This window comes from Lysobacter sp. CFH 32150, from assembly GCF_022758295.1.
Lineage (GTDB): Bacteria > Pseudomonadota > Gammaproteobacteria > Xanthomonadales > Xanthomonadaceae > CFH-32150.
In genome coordinates this window covers 190334-207905 of sequence record NZ_JALDWJ010000008.1, presented here as the reverse complement: position 1 = coordinate 207905, position 17572 = coordinate 190334, and the positions used below count along the sequence as shown (strand labels likewise).

20 protein-coding genes are annotated in these 17572 nt (G+C 65.8%); 17 read left to right on the top strand and 3 right to left on the bottom strand.

The window, feature by feature from the left end:
* Positions 1 to 11 precede the first annotated feature (11 nt).
* The 5 genes from purM (at position 12) to MO486_RS12455 (ending at position 5314) form a co-directional block, all read left to right on the top strand.
* The gene (purM, locus tag MO486_RS12475) at positions 12 to 1067 is read left to right on the top strand and encodes a phosphoribosylformylglycinamidine cyclo-ligase (RefSeq protein ID WP_242908154.1); all 1056 of its coding nucleotides are present in this window, start codon (positions 12 to 14) and stop codon (positions 1065 to 1067) included.
* Between the two features lie 13 nt (positions 1068 to 1080).
* Positions 1081 to 1755 (top strand): phosphoribosylglycinamide formyltransferase, encoded by a 675-nt coding sequence (gene purN, locus MO486_RS12470; protein ID WP_242908152.1) that lies wholly within the window; start codon positions 1081 to 1083, stop codon positions 1753 to 1755.
* Complete coding sequence (locus tag MO486_RS12465; protein ID WP_242908151.1) at positions 1752 to 2510, top strand: DUF3108 domain-containing protein; 759 nt, start codon at positions 1752 to 1754, stop codon at positions 2508 to 2510. The genes purN and MO486_RS12465 overlap by 4 nt, the downstream gene beginning before the upstream one ends.
* A 5-nt stretch (positions 2511 to 2515) precedes the next feature.
* On the top strand, positions 2516 to 3208 hold the full coding sequence (locus MO486_RS12460) for a DUF3108 domain-containing protein (protein ID WP_242908149.1): 693 nt from the start codon (positions 2516 to 2518) through the stop codon (positions 3206 to 3208).
* Positions 3209 to 3460: 252 nt separating this feature from the next.
* Positions 3461 to 5314 carry an autotransporter domain-containing protein gene (locus tag MO486_RS12455; protein WP_242908147.1) on the top strand — a complete coding sequence of 618 codons (1854 nt, stop codon included), beginning with the start codon at positions 3461 to 3463 and terminating at the stop codon, positions 5312 to 5314.
* 69 nt (positions 5315 to 5383) lie between these two features.
* Here the strand turns inward: MO486_RS12455 and MO486_RS12450 are convergent, their stop codons facing one another.
* From MO486_RS12450 to MO486_RS12440, 3 genes are all read right to left on the bottom strand, one after another.
* Positions 5384 to 7360: a PhoX family phosphatase gene (locus MO486_RS12450; RefSeq protein ID WP_242908146.1), complete on the bottom strand. Its 1977-nt coding sequence runs from the start codon at positions 7358 to 7360 to the stop codon at positions 5384 to 5386.
* Positions 7361 to 7505: 145 nt separating this feature from the next.
* Positions 7506 to 8783, bottom strand: coding sequence for a UDP-N-acetylglucosamine 1-carboxyvinyltransferase (gene murA, locus MO486_RS12445; RefSeq protein ID WP_242908144.1), 1278 nt, complete (start codon positions 8781 to 8783; stop codon positions 7506 to 7508).
* Between the two features lies 1 nt (position 8784).
* Complete coding sequence (locus MO486_RS12440; RefSeq protein WP_242908142.1) at positions 8785 to 9018, bottom strand: BolA/IbaG family iron-sulfur metabolism protein; 234 nt, start codon at positions 9016 to 9018, stop codon at positions 8785 to 8787.
* Between the two features lie 65 nt (positions 9019 to 9083).
* Here MO486_RS12440 and MO486_RS12435 point away from each other — a divergent pair, with 65 nt between their 5' ends.
* The 12 genes from MO486_RS12435 (at position 9084) to MO486_RS12380 (ending at position 17571) form a co-directional block, all read left to right on the top strand.
* Positions 9084 to 10094 carry a KpsF/GutQ family sugar-phosphate isomerase gene (locus MO486_RS12435; RefSeq protein ID WP_242908344.1) on the top strand — a complete coding sequence of 337 codons (1011 nt, stop codon included), beginning with the start codon at positions 9084 to 9086 and terminating at the stop codon, positions 10092 to 10094.
* A gap of 10 nt (positions 10095 to 10104) precedes the next feature.
* Positions 10105 to 10683: a phenylphosphate carboxylase subunit delta gene (locus tag MO486_RS12430; protein WP_242908140.1), complete on the top strand. Its 579-nt coding sequence runs from the start codon at positions 10105 to 10107 to the stop codon at positions 10681 to 10683.
* Positions 10680 to 11246, top strand: a complete 567-nt coding sequence (lptC, locus tag MO486_RS12425) for an LPS export ABC transporter periplasmic protein LptC (protein ID WP_242908138.1) — start codon at positions 10680 to 10682, stop codon at positions 11244 to 11246. Before MO486_RS12430 ends, lptC begins: the two co-directional genes overlap by 4 nt.
* The gene (gene lptA / locus MO486_RS12420) at positions 11227 to 11766 is read left to right on the top strand and encodes a lipopolysaccharide transport periplasmic protein LptA (protein WP_242908135.1); all 540 of its coding nucleotides are present in this window, start codon (positions 11227 to 11229) and stop codon (positions 11764 to 11766) included. Before lptC ends, lptA begins: the two co-directional genes overlap by 20 nt.
* On the top strand, positions 11766 to 12485 hold the full coding sequence (gene lptB, locus MO486_RS12415) for an LPS export ABC transporter ATP-binding protein (RefSeq protein WP_242908133.1): 720 nt from the start codon (positions 11766 to 11768) through the stop codon (positions 12483 to 12485). The genes lptA and lptB overlap by 1 nt, the downstream gene beginning before the upstream one ends.
* Before the next feature lie 46 nt (positions 12486 to 12531).
* Positions 12532 to 13941 carry an RNA polymerase factor sigma-54 gene (locus MO486_RS12410; RefSeq protein ID WP_242908131.1) on the top strand — a complete coding sequence of 470 codons (1410 nt, stop codon included), beginning with the start codon at positions 12532 to 12534 and terminating at the stop codon, positions 13939 to 13941.
* A gap of 120 nt (positions 13942 to 14061) precedes the next feature.
* Complete coding sequence (raiA, locus tag MO486_RS12405; protein WP_242908129.1) at positions 14062 to 14388, top strand: ribosome-associated translation inhibitor RaiA; 327 nt, start codon at positions 14062 to 14064, stop codon at positions 14386 to 14388.
* Between the two features lie 75 nt (positions 14389 to 14463).
* Entirely contained in the window at positions 14464 to 14931 is a 468-nt protein-coding gene (locus MO486_RS12400) for a PTS sugar transporter subunit IIA (protein WP_242908127.1), read from the top strand.
* The gene (gene hprK / locus MO486_RS12395) at positions 14928 to 15884 is read left to right on the top strand and encodes an HPr(Ser) kinase/phosphatase (protein WP_242908125.1); all 957 of its coding nucleotides are present in this window, start codon (positions 14928 to 14930) and stop codon (positions 15882 to 15884) included. Before MO486_RS12400 ends, hprK begins: the two co-directional genes overlap by 4 nt.
* On the top strand, positions 15881 to 16753 hold the full coding sequence (rapZ, locus tag MO486_RS12390; RefSeq protein ID WP_242908123.1) for an RNase adapter RapZ: 873 nt from the start codon (positions 15881 to 15883) through the stop codon (positions 16751 to 16753). The genes hprK and rapZ overlap by 4 nt, the downstream gene beginning before the upstream one ends.
* Before the next feature lie 146 nt (positions 16754 to 16899).
* A complete protein-coding gene (locus MO486_RS12385; RefSeq protein WP_242908121.1) occupies positions 16900 to 17292 on the top strand; it encodes a PTS sugar transporter subunit IIA in 393 nt (130 codons plus the stop codon).
* Positions 17293 to 17301: 9 nt separating this feature from the next.
* The gene (locus tag MO486_RS12380; RefSeq protein WP_242908119.1) at positions 17302 to 17571 is read left to right on the top strand and encodes an HPr family phosphocarrier protein; all 270 of its coding nucleotides are present in this window, start codon (positions 17302 to 17304) and stop codon (positions 17569 to 17571) included.
* Position 17572: the final 1 nt, after the last annotated feature.

Below are 17572 nucleotides of genomic sequence, written 5' to 3'. Positions count from 1 at the left end.
CGCAGGCCCTCGTGACCACCCCAAAGCCCACGGCTCTTACCCCGATGACCTATCGCGATGCAGGCGTCGACATCGACGCCGGCAACGAAGTCGTCGAACGCATCAAGCCCCTGGTCCAGCGCACGCTGCGGCCCGAAGCGATCGGCGGCATCGGCGGTTTCGGCGGCCTGTTCAACATCAGCGGCAAGTATCGTGAACCGGTTCTGGTCTCGGGCACCGATGGCGTCGGCACCAAGCTGATCCTCGCCAAGCAGTTGAACCGCCACGACACCATCGGCATCGACCTGGTGGCGATGTGCGTCAACGACGTGCTCGTGCAGGGCGCGGAACCGCTGTTCTTCCTCGACTACTTCGCCACCGGCAAGCTCGATGTCGACACTACCGTCGATGTGGTCAGCGGCATCGCCAAGGGTTGCGAGATCGCCGGTTGCGCGCTGATCGGCGGCGAGACCGCCGAGATGCCCGACATGTATCCACCGGGCGAATACGACCTCGCCGGCTTCACCGTCGGCGCGGTGGAGAAATCGGCGCTGATCGACGGCAGCAAGGTCCGCGACGGCGACGTGCTGATCGGTATCGCCTCGAGCGGTCCGCATTCGAACGGTTACTCGTTGGTGCGCAAGATCCTCGCCCGCGCTGGTAATCCATTGGACCTGGACGTCGGCGGCGTGAAGCTGGCCGATGCGTTGATGGAACCCACGCGCATCTACGTCAAGCCCGTGCTCGAACTGCTCGGCAAACACGACATCCATGCGATGGCGCACGTCACCGGTGGCGCGCTGGTGGAAAAAATCATCCGCGTGGTGCCGAAACACCTCGGCCTCGAGATCGAGACCTCTTCCTGGCCGTTGCCACCGGTATTCGACTGGCTACAACGCGAAGGCGCCGTACCGCGCGAAGACATGTGGCGTACCTTCAATTGCGGCATCGGCTTCGTGCTGATGGTGGCGCCGAACGATGCGGTCGCGGTGGCAGCCGACCTTGATCGCCTCGGCCTCGTCCATTGGCAGATCGGTCGGGTCGTGCCTGGGCCGGCAAGCGGCGGTGAACGTCTGCGGATCGGCTGAACCCGTCCGCACCATGCCGCAATCCCCTCTTCCCCGCATCGCGGTCCTGGTCTCCGGCCGCGGCAGCAACCTGCAGGCGCTGGTCGATGCGATCACCGCGGGTACGCTCGCTGCGGAGATCGTCGGCGTGTTCTCCGATCGCCTCGACGCCGCCGCGCTACAGCGCGTTCCGCCGGGATTGGGCTGGAGTCGCGATGCCAAGTCTTATGCCTCGCGCGAGGCCTTCGATGCCGAACTTGCCGACGCGGTCGCGGCCTGCGCGCCGGATTGGGTGGTCTGCGCCGGGTACCTGCGCATCCTCGGCGCAGCTTTCGTCGCCCGGTTCCGCGGACGCCTGCTCAACATCCATCCTTCGCTGCTGCCGAAGTACCGCGGCCTGCGCACGCATGCGCGCGCGCTCGAAGCCGACGATCGCGAACACGGCGCGAGCGTGCATTTCGTCATTCCGGAACTGGACGCCGGCACGGTGATCGCGCAGGCGACAGTGCCGGTGCACGCTGGCGACAGCGCAGACATGCTCTCGGCACGCGTGCTGCAAGTCGAACATCCGTTGTTGGTCGCGGTCGCGCAGCTGGCCGTGGCCGGCCGCATCGCTGAACACGGCGCAACCGTACTGCTCGACGGTCATCCCCTGTTTACGCCGCTGCGCTTAGATTCCGCCGGAACCCTTGTGCCGGGCACCAAGTGAAACGATTCCTTCCGATCGCCTTCTGCATGCTGGCGGCCGCCGCCCAGGCGCAGTCCGTGCCCGCGCCGACAACGCCCGTGCCGGTTCTCGCGCCTGAGCCACGCGCGCTTGAACCGTTCGTTGCCACCTATGCGGTGTATCGCGAAGGCAAGCCTTTCGGCGATGCCACAATGCAGGTAGTAAAGCTCGGTGGCACGCGCTGGCGCGTGGATCTTGGCATCGACGCCAATCGCGGCTTGCTCGGGCTGGCAGGGCTCAACCTGCAGCAGAGCACACTGTTCGATGTCGAAGGCGATGCCTACCGTCCACTCAGCCAGAGCACCGTGCGCCAGGCGTTCCTCGGCAAGCGCAAGAGCACTGGCGTGTACGACTGGCAGAAGTTGCAGGCGCAGTGGCAGGGCGACGTCAAGAAAACCCGTCGCGGCGCGGTGGCGCTGCAGTCCGGCGACATGAGCGGCCTGTTGATCAATCTCGCTGTGTTGCGCGATGCGCGCCCTGGCGCCAGCCTGCACTATCGCTTCGTCGACGATGGCCGCGTGCGCGATCACCGGTACGCGGTCGCCGCCGAACGCGAGCCGCAGTCGGTCGACGAACTCAGCTATAACGCAATGCGCGTCGACCGTATCCATGCCGGTGGCGACGACGAAACCATTTTGTGGGTGGTCGAAGGCGTGCCGACGCCGATCCGCATCCTGCAGCGCGAACACGGCCAGGACGTGACCGACCTGCGCCTGATCGAATACAAGGGAGCCTGAGCACCATGACCAAGTCTTTCCGTACCTTGCTGCTCGGCGCGATGCTGCTGGCGTCCATGGCCGGCGCTTTGGCGGCCAAGCCGGCTCCTATCAAGCCGTTCAATGCCGAATACCTCGCGACCTACATGGGCACACAGGCCAACGCGGTGATGACGTTGGCGCCGGCCGGCGCCAACCGCTGGAAATACAGCCTCAACATCGACAACGGCCTGGCCAGGCTCAGCCAGAGCACCACGTTCGAGGATCGCAACGGGGAGTGGCGTCCACTGTCCGGCAACGACACTTCGCTGGTGCTGTTCAAGAAGGTCAAGAAAGACGCGACCTACGACTGGTCCAAGGGCGAGGCGCGCTGGAGCGGCGATGTCAAACCCGATCGTGCCGGTCCGGTGGCACTGCAACCCGGGGACCTCGACGCAATGCTGATCAATCTCACCATCGCGCGCGATGTCGCCGCCGGCAAACCGCTGAACTACCGCATGGTCGACGATGGCCGGGTCAAGCAGATGAGCTACCAGCCTTCAGGCAAGGAAGCGATCACCGTCGACGGCAAATCGCAGCAGGCCAGCAAGTTCACCCGCACCGACGGCGAGAAGCAGACCCTCGTCTGGGTCGTCGACGGCCTCCCGGTGCCGGCGCGCATCCTGCAGCGGAAGAATGGCAAGGACGAGATGGACCTGCGGATCAAGTCGCTGCGATAAGGGCGACAGCATTCGCGATCAGCAAAGCCCCGCCATGCGGGGCTTTTTTGTGCCTGCCGCATGCCGCCAGCCCCAGTAGCCAGCGGCCACCCGTCCGGCACATACTGGTACGTACGCCGGTGGGGGAGCATCGGTGGATTCGTGGGTCAGTCATGCGGAGGGGCCCGATGGCGAACAACGCCAACGGGGCGCAATGATCCCAGCTCTCGGCTTGGCACGTCCTACCCAACCATGATCGAGGAGAGTTCTGATATGCCCCGTATTTCGCATCTTGCCGGCGCCGTCGTGCTGGCGCTTGGCTGCGCCGCCACCGCGCAGGCCCAGACGTTCAGTGGCGTGATCACGTTTGGCGACAGCCTGAGCGACGCCGGCAACATCGCCGCGGTCAGTGGCTTGCCGCCCGGCAACAGTTTCACAACCAACCCCGATCCGGTTGTTACGCAGGTCGTCGCCAGCCATTTCGGCTTCAACCAGACCAATTCGCTTGCCGGCGGCAGCAACTTCGCCTGGGGCGGCGCCTGCATCCAGTCTGCTGGTCCCTGCGTCAATCCGAATCCGGCCACGCGCATCCCGAACCAGATCACCGATTACCTCACCGCCAACGGTGGCCGCGCCGATGCGAACGCGCTGTACACGTTGTGGGGTGGCGCTAACGACATCAATGCTGCGCTTGGCGGGGGCGTGTGGACCACGCAGGCGCAGATCGAAGCCGGTGCCCAGACCGTGGGCCTTGCCGTCGTGGGGCAGGCTGCCCGCCTGCAAGCCGCTGGCGTGAACTATCTGGTCGTGTTCAACCTCCCCGATATCGGCCGCACACCGGCACTGACCGCAGCTGGCCCCACGGCCGCCGGTGCCGCCACGCTGGCGGTGTTGAATTACAACGGCGCCCTTAACGCCGGTTTGGGCACGCTTCGCGACGGCATCATCCCGATCAACACCTTCGCGCTGGTGAATGAAGTCCTGGCCAATCCGGGCGCATTCGGCTTCACCAATGTCACCGGCACCGCCTGCACACCCGCGAATTCGGTGGCCTGCGGCCCGACTGGCTCCGGCCTGCCGGCGACGTACGCGCCCGGCACCAACCAGACCTGGTTCTTCGCCGACGGCATCCATCCCACCGGCGCGGCGCATGCGCTGCTTGCCGAAGTCGTGCTGAGCACGGTGGCGGCGCCGCAGCAGATGGCGATGCTGGCCGAGACGCCGATCCTGGTCTACGACGCACACGCCAGTGCCGTGCGACGCGAGTTGCTGGCTGCGCGCAGCGGCGAGCGTGCTGACGGCAGCATGGTCAGCTTCGCCAACCTGAATTACGCCGACCAGAGCTTCGAAGCCGGGGCCAATAACCCCGCCCTCGACAGCAAGCTCGCCACGCTGAGCCTCGGCGTCGACTACCGCATCGACGACACCTGGACCCTGGGCGTCGCCGCAAGCTTCGCCACCCAGGATGCAGACCACTCGCGTGGCGGTTTCGATGCGCGCGAAGCGTTGTTCTCCGCCTTCGGCACGCTGAACTTCGGTGGCGGCGGTTACCTGCAGGCGATCCTGTCCGGCGGCAGCACCTCGTACGACACCGAACGCGCGATCGACCTGCGCGCCACGACCCGTATCGAGAAGGCCGACGCCGGCGGTTCGCATTCCGCGGCCGAACTCGGCTTTGGCTGGCTGTTCGGCACCAGCCTGCAGCATGGCCCGTTCGTGAGCGCCACGTGGCAGTCGGTGGACGTCGACGCCTTCCGCGAAACCGGCAACACTTCCACCAGCATGCGTTTCGACGACTTCGAACGCGAATCGCTCGTGACCCAGGCCGGCTACCAGTTGTTTGGCAACATCGGCAGCGGCGAGCGCCAGTGGCAGCCCTACCTGCGCGTGGCTTATGCGCAGGAAGACAAGGACGATCCGACCCGCGTGCGTGCCGGCTCCACCAGCATGAACGGCCAGTTCGTGATGTCCGGCTACACGGCCAGTGACGACTGGATCAGCGCCGATCTCGGCCTGGGCATGCAGTTCAACACCAAGCTGCAGGGCTACATCGGCTATCACGGCCAGTTCGGCGACGACCAGTTCGACAGCAACAGCCTGAATCTCGGCCTGCGTTACGCGTTCTGATTGCCATTTGTCGCAGTAACGAAAAGGCCCTGCACTCGCGGGGCCTTTTCATTTGCATCGCCCGAGCGGTCAGGTGCCGACGATGCCGCCATCCTCGCGCGTGATCACCACCGTCGCCGCACGCGGACGCGCGCTGCCGCCGTCTGGCCAATGGCTGGCGCCGCGCGATGGTTCATCGCCTGGGTGCTGGATGTTGATGAACAGCGTGCGGCCATCCGGCGTGGAGGTGACGCCGGTGATCTCGCAGCCCACCGGTCCGGTGAGGAAGCGCTTGACCTCGTTCGTCCCCGGGTTCGCCACCAGCATCGCGTTGTTGCCGAACGGACCGGCGTAGAGCTGGTTGCCACTCATGTCGGTCTGGATCCACAGCAGGCCGCGTTCGTCGAAGTGCAGGCCATCCGGACTGGCATGGATGCTGTCCGCATCGAGCGGGCCGCTGTTGTCGGGCTTGTTGCTGTCGGTGGTCGGACCCGCGAGCAGGAACAGATCCCAGTCGAAACGGATCGCATCGTTGCGACCACCGTACTCGGCGAAGCGCACGATATGCCCATAGGCATTCGGGCCGCGTGGATTGGCGGCATCGACCGCACCGGCAGCACGGCTGCTGTTGTTGGTCAGGGTGAAATAGATCCAGCCGCTGCGCGGATCGACGGCACCCCATTCCGGGCGATCCATCTTCGTCGCACCGACCACGTCTGCCGCGAGACGCGTGTTGACCAGGACGTCGGCCTGGCTCTCGAACGCCACGCCCTTGGCGAAGGCCGCGGCCTGGAAGCCGGCGTCATCGAAAACCAGCGGCAGCCATTCGCCACTACCGTCAGCCTTGAAGCGCGCGACGTACAACGTGCCATGGTCGAGCATGCTGCCGTCGCTGCGGCCCGGCGTGTACGCATCGCGGGTGACGAACTTGTAGATGTATTCGTTGGCGGTGTCGTCGCCCATGTAGAACGCCAGTGGCTGGCCGGCGCGCGGTTTGGAATGGGCGACGTTTTCGTGTGCGAAGCGGCCGAGCGCGGTGCGCTTGACCGGCGTGGAATTCGGATCGAACGGATCGATCTCCACGACCCAGCCGTAGGTATTCGGTTCGTTGCGATAGTCCTGCGCGCTGCCTGCGCCGACGGTGCTGGCGTTGAAGCGCGGCTCGGCGGTTTCCCAGGCGTAATTGCTGCTCGTCTTCACGCCATAGCGCTTGTGCTCGCGCGGCGGCACGGCATCGCGATTGACGAAGTAGTTCGCCCAGTTTTCCTCGCACGTCAGGTAGGTACCCCACGGCGTGTGGCCGTTGGCGCAGTTGTTGAGCGTGCCGCGGGTGCGGGTGCCGTTCGGACTGTAGGCGGTGCGTACCAGCGCATGGCCACGCACCGGTCCACCGATCTCCATCGGAGTGGCGCCAGTGATGCGGCGGTTGTAACGACCAGGCACGACTTGCCAGGTGCCGCCCTGCTTGCGGATCTCGACCACGCTGACGCCGTGCGCGTTGATTTCCTTGGCGACTTCCTCCGATGGACGCACACCCCCGACGGTCGTCGCGCCGTTGGGATGCAACGTATTGGCATCGATGTATTCCTGGTTGAACACCAGCACGCCGTGCGCACTACCAGCCTGACCGCGGCTCATCGGGAAGTAGTGCATGCCGTCGTGGTTCTGGCCGATCTGCTGGGCCTGCTCGGCGGCGGTATTGCTGCCGTCGCCGGCGTAGCCCGGATAGCTGCCGAGGATCGGCTGGCCCCAGGGCAGGATCACGTCGGCGCGATACCCAGCCGGAACGGTGATCGCATCGGCGCGACTCACCGGAATCGCGTTGAAGCCGAGCAAGGGGCCAGTCGGCGCGGCCGGATTGCCTTGCGCCCATTCCGGCAGCATCGCTTCAGCAAAGCCAGCCTTGCCGAATAGGCCCACGGCAACGGCCATGCCGACGCCGCCCTTCAACAGGTTGCGGCGAGCCTGGAAGACTTCGGAAAAATGCGGGTTGCCGGAAGTGTTCGAATGCTCATCAGCGAAGGCTTCGTCCACGTGCAACGCAGGGGTGCGGTCGTTCTCGGTCATGACGGGTCTCATGCTGGCCGGGGGAAGGCGGCAGCATGGGTCGGCAATCGAGTAGCTACGCTGACAGCCAGATGACGCTTCGACGACAATGTCGTGACCTGGAATAAAAAAGCCCCGCAGTGCGGGGCTTTTGCGTCAACGCGGCTCAACCGATGCGCTTGATCCGCGCGCCGAGTCCCGACAGTTTCTCCTCGATGTTTTCGTAGCCACGGTCGAGGTGGTAGATGCGGTCGATCGTGGTTTCGCCGTCGGCGACCAGGCCGGCGAGGATCAGCGAGGCGGAGGCGCGAAGGTCGGTTGCCATCACTGGTGCGCCGCTGAGTTGCGGCACGCCGCGCACGATCGCGGTGTGGCCTTCGACCCGGATGTCGGCGCCCAGGCGCTGCAGTTCCTGCACGTGCATGAAGCGGTTTTCGAAAATGGTCTCGTTGATCACGCCGACGCCGTCGGCGATGCAATTCATCGCCATGAACTGCGCCTGCATGTCGGTCGGGAACGCGGGGTGTGGTGCGGTAGTGATGTTGACCGCGCGCGGCTTGCGGCCCCGCATATCGAGAGTGATGCGATCGCCGTCGATGTCGAGTTCCGCGCCTGCCTGCCTGAGCTTGTCGAGCACCGCGTCAAGCGTGTCCGGACGCGCGCCGCGCACAGTGACGCGGCCGCCGGTCATGGCCGCGGCGACGAGGAATGTGCCGGTCTCGATGCGATCCGCCACCACCGAATGCTTGCCGCCGTGCAGGCGCGCGACGCCATGCACGGTAATGCGGTTGCTGCCGGCGCCTTCGATCTGCGCGCCCATCACTTTCAGGCATTCGGCCAGGTCGACGATCTCCGGTTCCATCGCCGCGTTCTCGAGCACGCTGGTGCCTTCGGCGAGTGCGGCAGCCATCAACACGTTCTCCGTGGCACCGACGCTGACCATGTCGAACACCACGCGCCCGCCTTTCAGCCGATCGGCACGTGCCTTGATGAAACCATGGTCGACGCTGATTTCGGCGCCCAGCGCCTGCATGCCCTTGATGTGCTGGTCGACCGGGCGCGAACCGATCGCGCAGCCGCCGGGCAGCGACACTTCGGCCGCACCATATTTCGCGAGCAGCGGGCCGAGCACCAGTACCGACGCGCGCATGGTCTTGACCAGCTCGTACGGCGCGACATGGCTGTGCACGCTGCGCGGATCGACCACGATCCCGCTTTCGCTACCCTTGCCGATCGTGCCCTGGTCGATGGTGATCTCGGCACCGAGCCCGGCCAGCAACTTCGCGGTGGTGACCACGTCGTGCAGGTGCGGAACGTTGCTGATCTCGACCGGTTCGTCGGCGAGCAGCGTCGCGCACAGGATCGGCAGCACGGCGTTCTTGGCGCCGGAAATCTGTACTTCGCCGTTGAGCGGCACGCCGCCCTCGATGAGGATCTTCTGCATGTCAGGCGTTCGCTTCTTCTGGCGTCAGCGTTTTCAGCGCCAAGGCGTGGATTTCGCCGCCCATGCGTTCGCCGAGGGTGGCGTAGACCAGGCGATGGCGGGCGAGCGGGAGTTTGCCGCGGAACGCCTCGCAGACCACGGTCGCCTCGAAATGCACGCCGTCGTCCCCCTGTACCTGGGCGCGGGCGCCGGGCAGGCCCTGTTCGATGAGCTGGCGGATCAGTTCTGCGTTCATTAGGGCTTGGTGCGGGCAACCGCGTAAACTTAATGGGTCAGTTTAGCGGAATGACCTCCCCCACGATGGCGTCACGACCCGCAATCTCCGAGCCATTCGACTTCGCCGCCAGCGGCCGCCGCGTCATCGAGATCGAGACGCAGGGGCTGCAGGCGATCGCCGCACGCATCGACGGCGGGCTCCATGACGGCATGTTCAGTGCCGCCTGCCGGCTGATGCTGGACTGCCGCGGCCGCGTGGTCTGCACCGGCATGGGCAAGTCCGGCCACATCGCGCGCAAGATCGCCGCGACCCTGGCCTCGACCGGCACCCCCAGCTTCTATGTGCATCCGGGCGAAGCCGGCCACGGCGACCTCGGCATGGTCACCGATGCTGACGTCGTGCTGGCGCTGTCCAACTCCGGCGAGAGCGACGAGTTGCTGATGCTGCTGCCGGTGCTCAAGCGCCAGGGCAACGCCCTGATCGCGATGACCGGCCGGCCTGGTTCCACCCTGGCGCGCGAAGCCGACGTCCACCTTGATGTCAGCGTGCCCGCCGAGGCTTGCCCGCTCGACCTTGCCCCGACCACCAGCACCACCGCGGCGCTGGCGATGGGCGACGCGCTCGCGGTCGCCCTGCTCGAAGCCCGCGGCTTCACTGCCGAGGATTTCGCCCGTTCGCATCCGGCCGGTTCGCTTGGCCGCCGCCTGCTGCTGCATATCAGCGACGTGATGCACAGCGGCGATGAAGTGCCGAAGGTGCGTGAGACCGCCACGCTCAGCGAAACCCTGGTCGAAATGAGCCGCAAGCGCCTGGGCATGAGCGCAGTGGTCGACGCCGACGGCCGCCTGCTCGGCCTGTACACGGACGGCGACCTGCGCCGCACGCTCGATGATGCGCAGATCGACATGCGCAACACGCCGATCTCCGCCGTGATGACCCGCACGCCGAAAACAATCGATTCCGACGCGCTCGCGGTCGAAGCCGCGCAGTTGATGGAAACGCACAAGATCAACGCCCTGCTGGTGATCGACGGCGAAGGGCGCGTGGTCGGCGCGCTCAACATTCATGACCTGTTGCGCGCACGCGTGGTTTAACGGCGCACCCATGACCTACTCGCATATCAACGATTACCCCGCCGACATCCGCGAACGCGCAGCGCGCGTCAAGCTCGCGTGCTTCGATGTCGACGGCACGCTGACCGACGGACGCTTGTTCTTCGACAGCGACGGGCGCGAGTTGAAAGCCTTCCATGTGCACGACGGCCAAGGCCTGGTGCTGCTGCGCAAGTCGGGTGTCGCCGTCGCGTTCGTCACCGCACGCGCCAGCGCGGTCGCCGAGCAGCGCGCCGCCGAACTGGGGCTCGAATCGCATACCGGCGTGAAGGACAAGCTCGACTGCGTAGTCGGCATTGCATCGCGCCTGGGCATCGGCCTCGACGAAGTCGCCTTCATGGGCGACGACCTGCCGGACCTGCGGGTGATGCTGCAGGTCGGCTTCGCGGTCGCACCGCCGGATGCGCATCCATGGGTGCGCGAACGCGTGCATTGGCGCACCAGCGCGCGCGCAGGCCGCGGCGCGGCACGCGAGTTCTGCGACCTGTTGCTGGCCGCGCAAGGCCATGCCGAGGCACTGCTTTCTGAAGTCACCCGCGTCGAAGGCGAACGCATCGAGGGCAAGGCGTGAGTTGGCGCGGCATCCTGACGCTGGTGCTGCTGGTCGCCGCGGCGATCTCCGGCTGGTCGGTATGGACGCACCGCCCCAGTCGCAATGCCGCCACGACCGCGGATGCACGCTCGGACTACCTGCTGCACGATTTCGAGCTGGTGGTGCTGGACAAGCAAGGACAGGAAGCCTTCACCCTGCACGCACCGCAACTCGAACGTCATCCGGGCGACAAGACCATGTCGCTGGCGACGCCGGTATTCACGATTCCACCGGCACCAGGCTCGAAGAGCGGTACGTGGGAAGTGCGCTCGAAGACGGGTTGGGTCAGCGCCGAAGGCAACGAATTGCGCCTGCGTGGCGACGTGGTGGCCACCAATGCCGCCGGCGGCGATTCCGTGAAACTGGCCACCCAGGAACTGAACGTATTCCCCGACACCAAGCGCGCTACATCGGCGGGGGACGTCACCATCACCCAGCCCGGCTCTATACTGCGCGGCCACGGCATGAATGCGCTGCTGGACAGCAAGCGCATCCAGCTCAAGTCCAACGTCAAAGGTCGCTATGTCCCGTCTGGCGGTTAACTCCTTGCTGATCGCTGCTGCGCTGCTCATCGCTGGCGCCGCGCTGGCACGCACGTCTGATCGCAACCAGCCGTTGGATGTCGAAGCCACGAGCACCGATTGCTCGGCCAACGCCAATGGCCCCTGCACGTTCTCCGGCAACGTCCACATCGTGCAGGGCACGCTTGATATCCGTGCGGGTCATGCCGACGTCAGGCGCGGCGATGGCGACATCCAGCGCGTGTTGTTGACCGGTTCGCCGGCGCAGATGAAGCAGCAGATGGACGACGGCGCGCTCATCAATGCCCGCGCGGCCAAGGTCGACTACGACCTGACCACCGACACCGTGGTGTTTACCGGCAATGCGTTCATCGAGCAGCCGGGGCAGAGCAGCATCAGCAGCGAACGCATCACCTACAACATGAAGACCGGCCAGGTGCAGGGCGGCGGCCAGGGTGCCGGACGCGTCAAGATGACGCTGCTGCCAAAGAGCGGGCAAAAGAAGGCCCCGGCGCCGGCCAAACCGCAAGGCAAGCGCTGATGCTGGTCGCCAACGGGCTGCGCAAGTCTTACCGTACGCGCGCCGTCGTTCGTGATTTCGGCCTCAACCTCGATGCCGGCGAAGTCGTCGGGCTGCTCGGTCCCAACGGTGCCGGCAAAACCACCTGTTTCTACATGATCGTCGGCCTGGTGCCGGCGGACGCCGGCGAGATCGTGCTCGACGGCCGCGACATCACCGCCGAGCCCATGTACACCCGCGCCAAGCTTGGCGTCGGCTACCTGCCGCAGGAACCCTCGGTGTTCCGCAAACTCAGCGTCGCCGACAACCTGCGCCTGGTGCTGGAACTGCGCACCGACCTGAATACGCCCGGTCGCGAACGCGAACTCGACAGTCTGATGGACGAGCTGCAGATCGGCCATGTCGCCGACCAGAGCGGCGCCAGCCTGTCCGGCGGCGAGCGTCGCCGTGTCGAGATCGCCCGCGCGCTGGCGGCGAAACCACGGCTGATGCTGCTCGACGAACCCTTCGCGGGCGTCGATCCGATTTCGGTCGGCGAGATCCAGCGAATCGTGCGCCACCTCAAGAATCGTGGAATTGGCGTACTGATTACCGATCACAACGTCCGTGAGACCTTGGGCATTTGCGATCGCGCGTATATCCTCAATGAAGGCAGCGTGCTCGCGCAGGGGGCTCCGGACGCGCTGCTGGCAAACCCGGATGTCCGGCGCGTCTACCTTGGCGAGGCATTCCGTCTGTAGGTAGGTGTGGCGGCCGCCGGCCCACTCCGGCCACGTTGAGATCGTGATGAAGCCCCGCCTGCAGACATCGCTCGGACAGCATCTGGTGATGACGCCGCAGTTGCGCCAGGCGATCCGCCTGCTGCAGCTGTCGACGGCTGAACTCGAGCTGGAGATTGCGACCGCGGTCGAGAGCAATCCGCTGCTGGACTGGGCCGAACCGGCTCCGCTGGAAGCGCCTGCCGAGCAGGAAACCGCCGCGCACGAACGCGCTCACGGCGAAACCGAACACGACGAACCCCCGGTCTGGGATGCATCCGAGCCCTGGTACGAACGCATCGGACCCAGCGACACCGACGACGACGAACCGCTCGCCGAACAGGTCGCCGAAGTCGACACCCTGCAGGACCACCTGCTGTGGCAACTGCACCTGAGCCCGCTGACGCCACGCGACCGGCTGATCGGCGTGGCCCTGATCGAAGCCATCGACGACGACGGCTACCTGCGCGAACCGCTCGAGGCGATCGCCGAGGTGCTGCCGCCCGAGTTGCACATCGGGCAGGACGAAATCCTCACCGTGCTGCACCAGGTGCAATGCTTCGACCCGGTCGGCGTCGGTGCACGCACGCTCAACGAATGCCTGCACCTGCAGTTGGTACTGTTGCCGGACGCTACCACTGGCAAGGCGTTGGCACTGCAATTGGCCGACGGCCCGCTGGAGCGATTGCCCAAGGTCGGCATTGCCGGCCTTGCGGCAGAAATGAAATTGCCCGTGCAGGACGTCGAATGCGCGGTGCATCTGCTGCGCTCGCTCGATCCACGTCCAGGCGCCCAACTCGGCGGCCTCACTGCCGACACCTACGTCACGCCAGACTGCGTAGTCTGGCGCCAGCATGGCCAGTGGCGGGTGGCGCTGGCGTTCGGCTCGCGGCCGCGGATTGCGATCCACCGCGGATACGAGCGCATGATCCGCTCCGCCAGCGAGGCCGACGCTTCCTACCTGCGTGGCCGTCTGCAGGAAGCACGCTGGTTGCTGAAAAGCCTGGAAGCGCGCGGCGACACGCTGCTCAAGGTGATGCGTTGCCTGCTGCGGCAGCAGTCGGCTTTCCTCGAGTTCGGCGACCAGGCGCTGCGCCCACTGACCCTGCGCGAGGTCGCCGGCGAAGTCGGCCTGCACGAATCGACGATTTCACGCGCGATCGCGCGCAAGTACGTGCGCACCCCACGGGGCACCATCCCACTGCGCGCGTTCTTCGCCTCCGGCATCGATACCGACGGCGGCGGGGAAGCTTCCAGCACCGCGATCCAGGCCATGATCCGGCACCTGATCGAGGCCGAGAATCCACGCAAACCGCTTTCCGACGCGCGCTTGGCGGAGACCCTCAAGGCCACAGGCGTGCCGGTCGCACGCCGCACCGTGGCAAAATACCGCGAAGCGATGAGCATTCCGTCGTCGCAGGAGCGGGTGCGCATTTAGTTCGCACAGGGGAGCGAGGTGACCGCCCCGGCCGCCGTACGCCGTTGTCGGCCGACTGGCGCTTGCGCCCCGCCCCGCACAGCGGGATGCTGTCTGTCCACGAAGTGAAGGAGGCCAGCGATGCGTATCGAAACCCACGGCCAGCAAATCGAAGTCACCGGCGCCCTGCGCGATTATGTGGAAAGCAAACTGGCGCGACTGCAACGACACTTCGAACAACCCTTCGACGTACGCACGCAACTTAGTATCGACAAACCCGATCACCGCGCCGAGGCCAATGTCCTGATCGCCGGGCGCACCCTGCACGCGGACGCCACCGGCGAGAACATGTACGCCGCGATCGACCTGCTCGCCGACAAACTCGACCGCCTGCTGATGAAGCACAAGGAAAAACTCGTCGACCACCACCGCGGCGCCGACCTCGCGCGCAGCGGCGACTTCGGCTGAGCCGGCTCCGACCAAGCCGGCGCTGACCAAGCCGGCTGTGACCAAACACTCAGTCGACCAGACACCCAGCCGACGATGCCCATCAGCCAATTGCTAGCTGCCGACCGCATCGTCCTGCTGGTCGAACCCGGAAACCGCGACGGCGTCCTCGATGCCGCCGCGCGCCTGCTGGCCGATTCCGCGCCGGACACCACCGCAGACATCGGCGAAAGCCTGCGCAGCCGGGAGCGCCTCGGCAGCACTGCGATCGGCCACGGCATCGCCATCCCGCATGGCCGTACCAACGCCTACGACGAGGCGCGTGGTGCCTTCCTGAGGCTGCAGCAGCCGGTCGAGTTCGGCGCCAGCGACGGCGAACCGGTCGACTTGGTGTTCGCGATGGCGGTGCCCCAGCATTTCACGCAGCAACATCTGCAACTGCTGTCGGAGTTGGCCGAGCGCTTTGCCGACCCCGACTTCCGCACCGCGTTGCGCAGCGCGCCGGATGTCGCCGGCTTGCGGCACCTATTGTTGAACGGCCTGACGCAGAACAGTACGCAATGACCGCCCGCATCACCGCCCGCGAGCTGTTCGAACAACAACGCGAACGGCTGGAGCTCAGCTGGGTCGCCGGCCGCGCCGGCGAGGAACGCGTACTCGAAGCCGTGGACACCGTGGCCCGACGCCCTTCGCTGGCCGGCTACCTCAACATCATCTATCCGAACAAGGTACAGATCCTCGGCAGTGAAGAACTGTCCTGGCTCGACGGCCTCGATTCCCGGCAACGCTGGGAAACCATCGAAAAGATCGTCCAGTTCCGCCCATTGGCGCTGGTGATCAGCAAGAACCAACGCTGCCCCGAAGACCTGCGCATCGCCGCTGGCGAATCGGAAACGCCACTATGGGTCTCGCCGAAACGTGGCCATGAGCTCTTCAACCACCTGCAGTACCACCTCGCGCGCACCCTCGCACCGAGAATCACCCTGCATGGCGTGTTCATGGAGATCTACTCGATCGGCGTGCTGATCACCGGCGAGTCCGGTTCGGGCAAGAGCGAACTGGCGCTGGAACTGGTGACGCGCGGCCACCGACTGGTCGCCGACGATGCGCCGGAGTTCACTCAGATCGCGCCCGACGTCCTCGACGGCACCTGCCCGGAACTGCTGCAGGACCTGCTCGAGGTCCGCGGCCTTGGCGTGCTCAACATCCGGCAGATGTTCGGCGACACCGCGGTGAAGAAGAACAAGTACCTGCGCCTGATCGTGCACCTGACCAAGCCCGCGCTGGAACCAAAACCCACCGGCATCGAACGCATTACCGGCGATACCGGCATGCGCCGCGTGCTCGACCTCGACGTGCCGATGATCACCCTGCCCGTCATGCCCGGCCGCAATCTCGCCGTGCTGACCGAGGCCGCCACGCGCACCCACATCCTGCGGGCCAAGGGCGTCGATCCGGCGATGGCGTTCATGGCGCGGCACAGCCATTTCCTCGAACGCTCCGGCAGCAGCACATGAACACCGTCACCGCACCCACCCTGGTGATCGTCAGCGGCATGTCCGGCTCCGGCAAGTCGGTAGCGCTGAATACCTTCGAGGACCTCGGTTTCTATTGCGCCGACAACCTACCGGCCGAACTGCTGCCGGCTTTCGTCAAGAGCGTCACCAGCGGCGACAGTGCGCCTGAAAAACTCGCGGTCGGCATCGATGTGCGCAGCCGCAGCGACCTGGGCAACCTGCCGGAATGGCTGTCCGCAGTCGGCGCCCTCGGACTCGATCCCAAGCTGGTGTTCTTCGACGCCAGCGATGCCGTGCTGCTGCGCCGTTATGCCGACACCCGCCGCCGCCATCCACTCAGCCATCTCGGCCTCGTGCTGGCCGATGCGATCGCACTGGAACGCCAGGCGTTGAAACCGCTGCAGCAGATCGCCGACGTGGTCCTCGACACCAGCGACCTCAACGTCCACCAGTTGCGTCGCCAGGTCATTACCGAATTCGCCCTCGGCCAGGACTCTTCGCCTTCGCTGTTGTTCGAGTCCTTCGCATATCGCCGCGGCGTTCCGGCCGACGCCGATTTCGTGTTCGACGCGCGCGTGCTGCCGAATCCGCACTGGAATCCGGAACTGCGCCCGCTCTCCGGCCGCGACGCCGGCGTGCGCGAATTCCTGGATGCGCAAGCCGACGTCGTCGAATACGCCACCCAGGTCGCGCAATTCCTCGACAGCTGGCTCCCGCGCTTGCAGTCCGATACCCGCAGCTACGTCACCGTTGCGTTCGGTTGCACCGGCGGCCGCCACCGCTCGGTCTACCTCGCCGAACGCCTCGCAGGGCACTGCCGCGAACGCGGCTGGGCCGAGGTGGCGGTACATCATCGCGAACTGGATTGAAGAACGATTGCTGGTGTCAGTCATAAGGTCGTCGGTAACGGCAACAAGCGGCATTCGCGCACCCTATCCCACAACCCACGATCCAGGACCGACAGCCGGTTCCTCCCCGCTTCCTAGCCGCAACCTCGCTCTGCTACCTTGCCTGCATGACCGTCGGCGTCCTCCTCATCACCCACGAAGGCATCGGCTCCGCGTTGCTCGCGGTGGCGACGCGATTGCTGCGGCAATTGCCGCTGCACACGGAGGCGTTCGAGGTGCCCTTCGACGCCGACCCGGATGAATTGCTGCCGCTGGCAAGCGCGGCGCTGCGACGGGTCGACGCTGGCCAGGGCGTGCTGGTCCTGACCGACCTGTACGGCGCCACGCCGAGCAACCTCGCATCGAAACTGGCGCGGATCGGCACGCCGGTGCGGCGCGTATCCGCGGTCAGCTTGCCGATGCTGCTGCGGGTCATGAATTATTCCGAACTCGAACTCGACGAGTTGCCCGCCGTTGCCGCCGCCGGGGCGCGCAATGGTGTCATCCATGACGATGCCTGAGACGACCTGATGCTTGAACGCGAACTGCTCGTCGCCAACAAACTCGGCCTGCACGCGCGCGCCACCGCCAAGCTGGTGCAACTGCTGTCCAGCTTTCGCTGCAACGCCACGCTCAGCGCCAAGGGACGCGAGGTGAATGCCAAGAGCATCATGGGTGTGATGCTGCTCGCCGCCGGCCAGGGCACGCCGGTGATGCTGCGCGTCGACGGCGACGACGAGGCAGTTGCTGCTGCGGCCGCGGCCGATCTGTTCGAGCGCCTGTTCGACGAGGGCAGCTGAC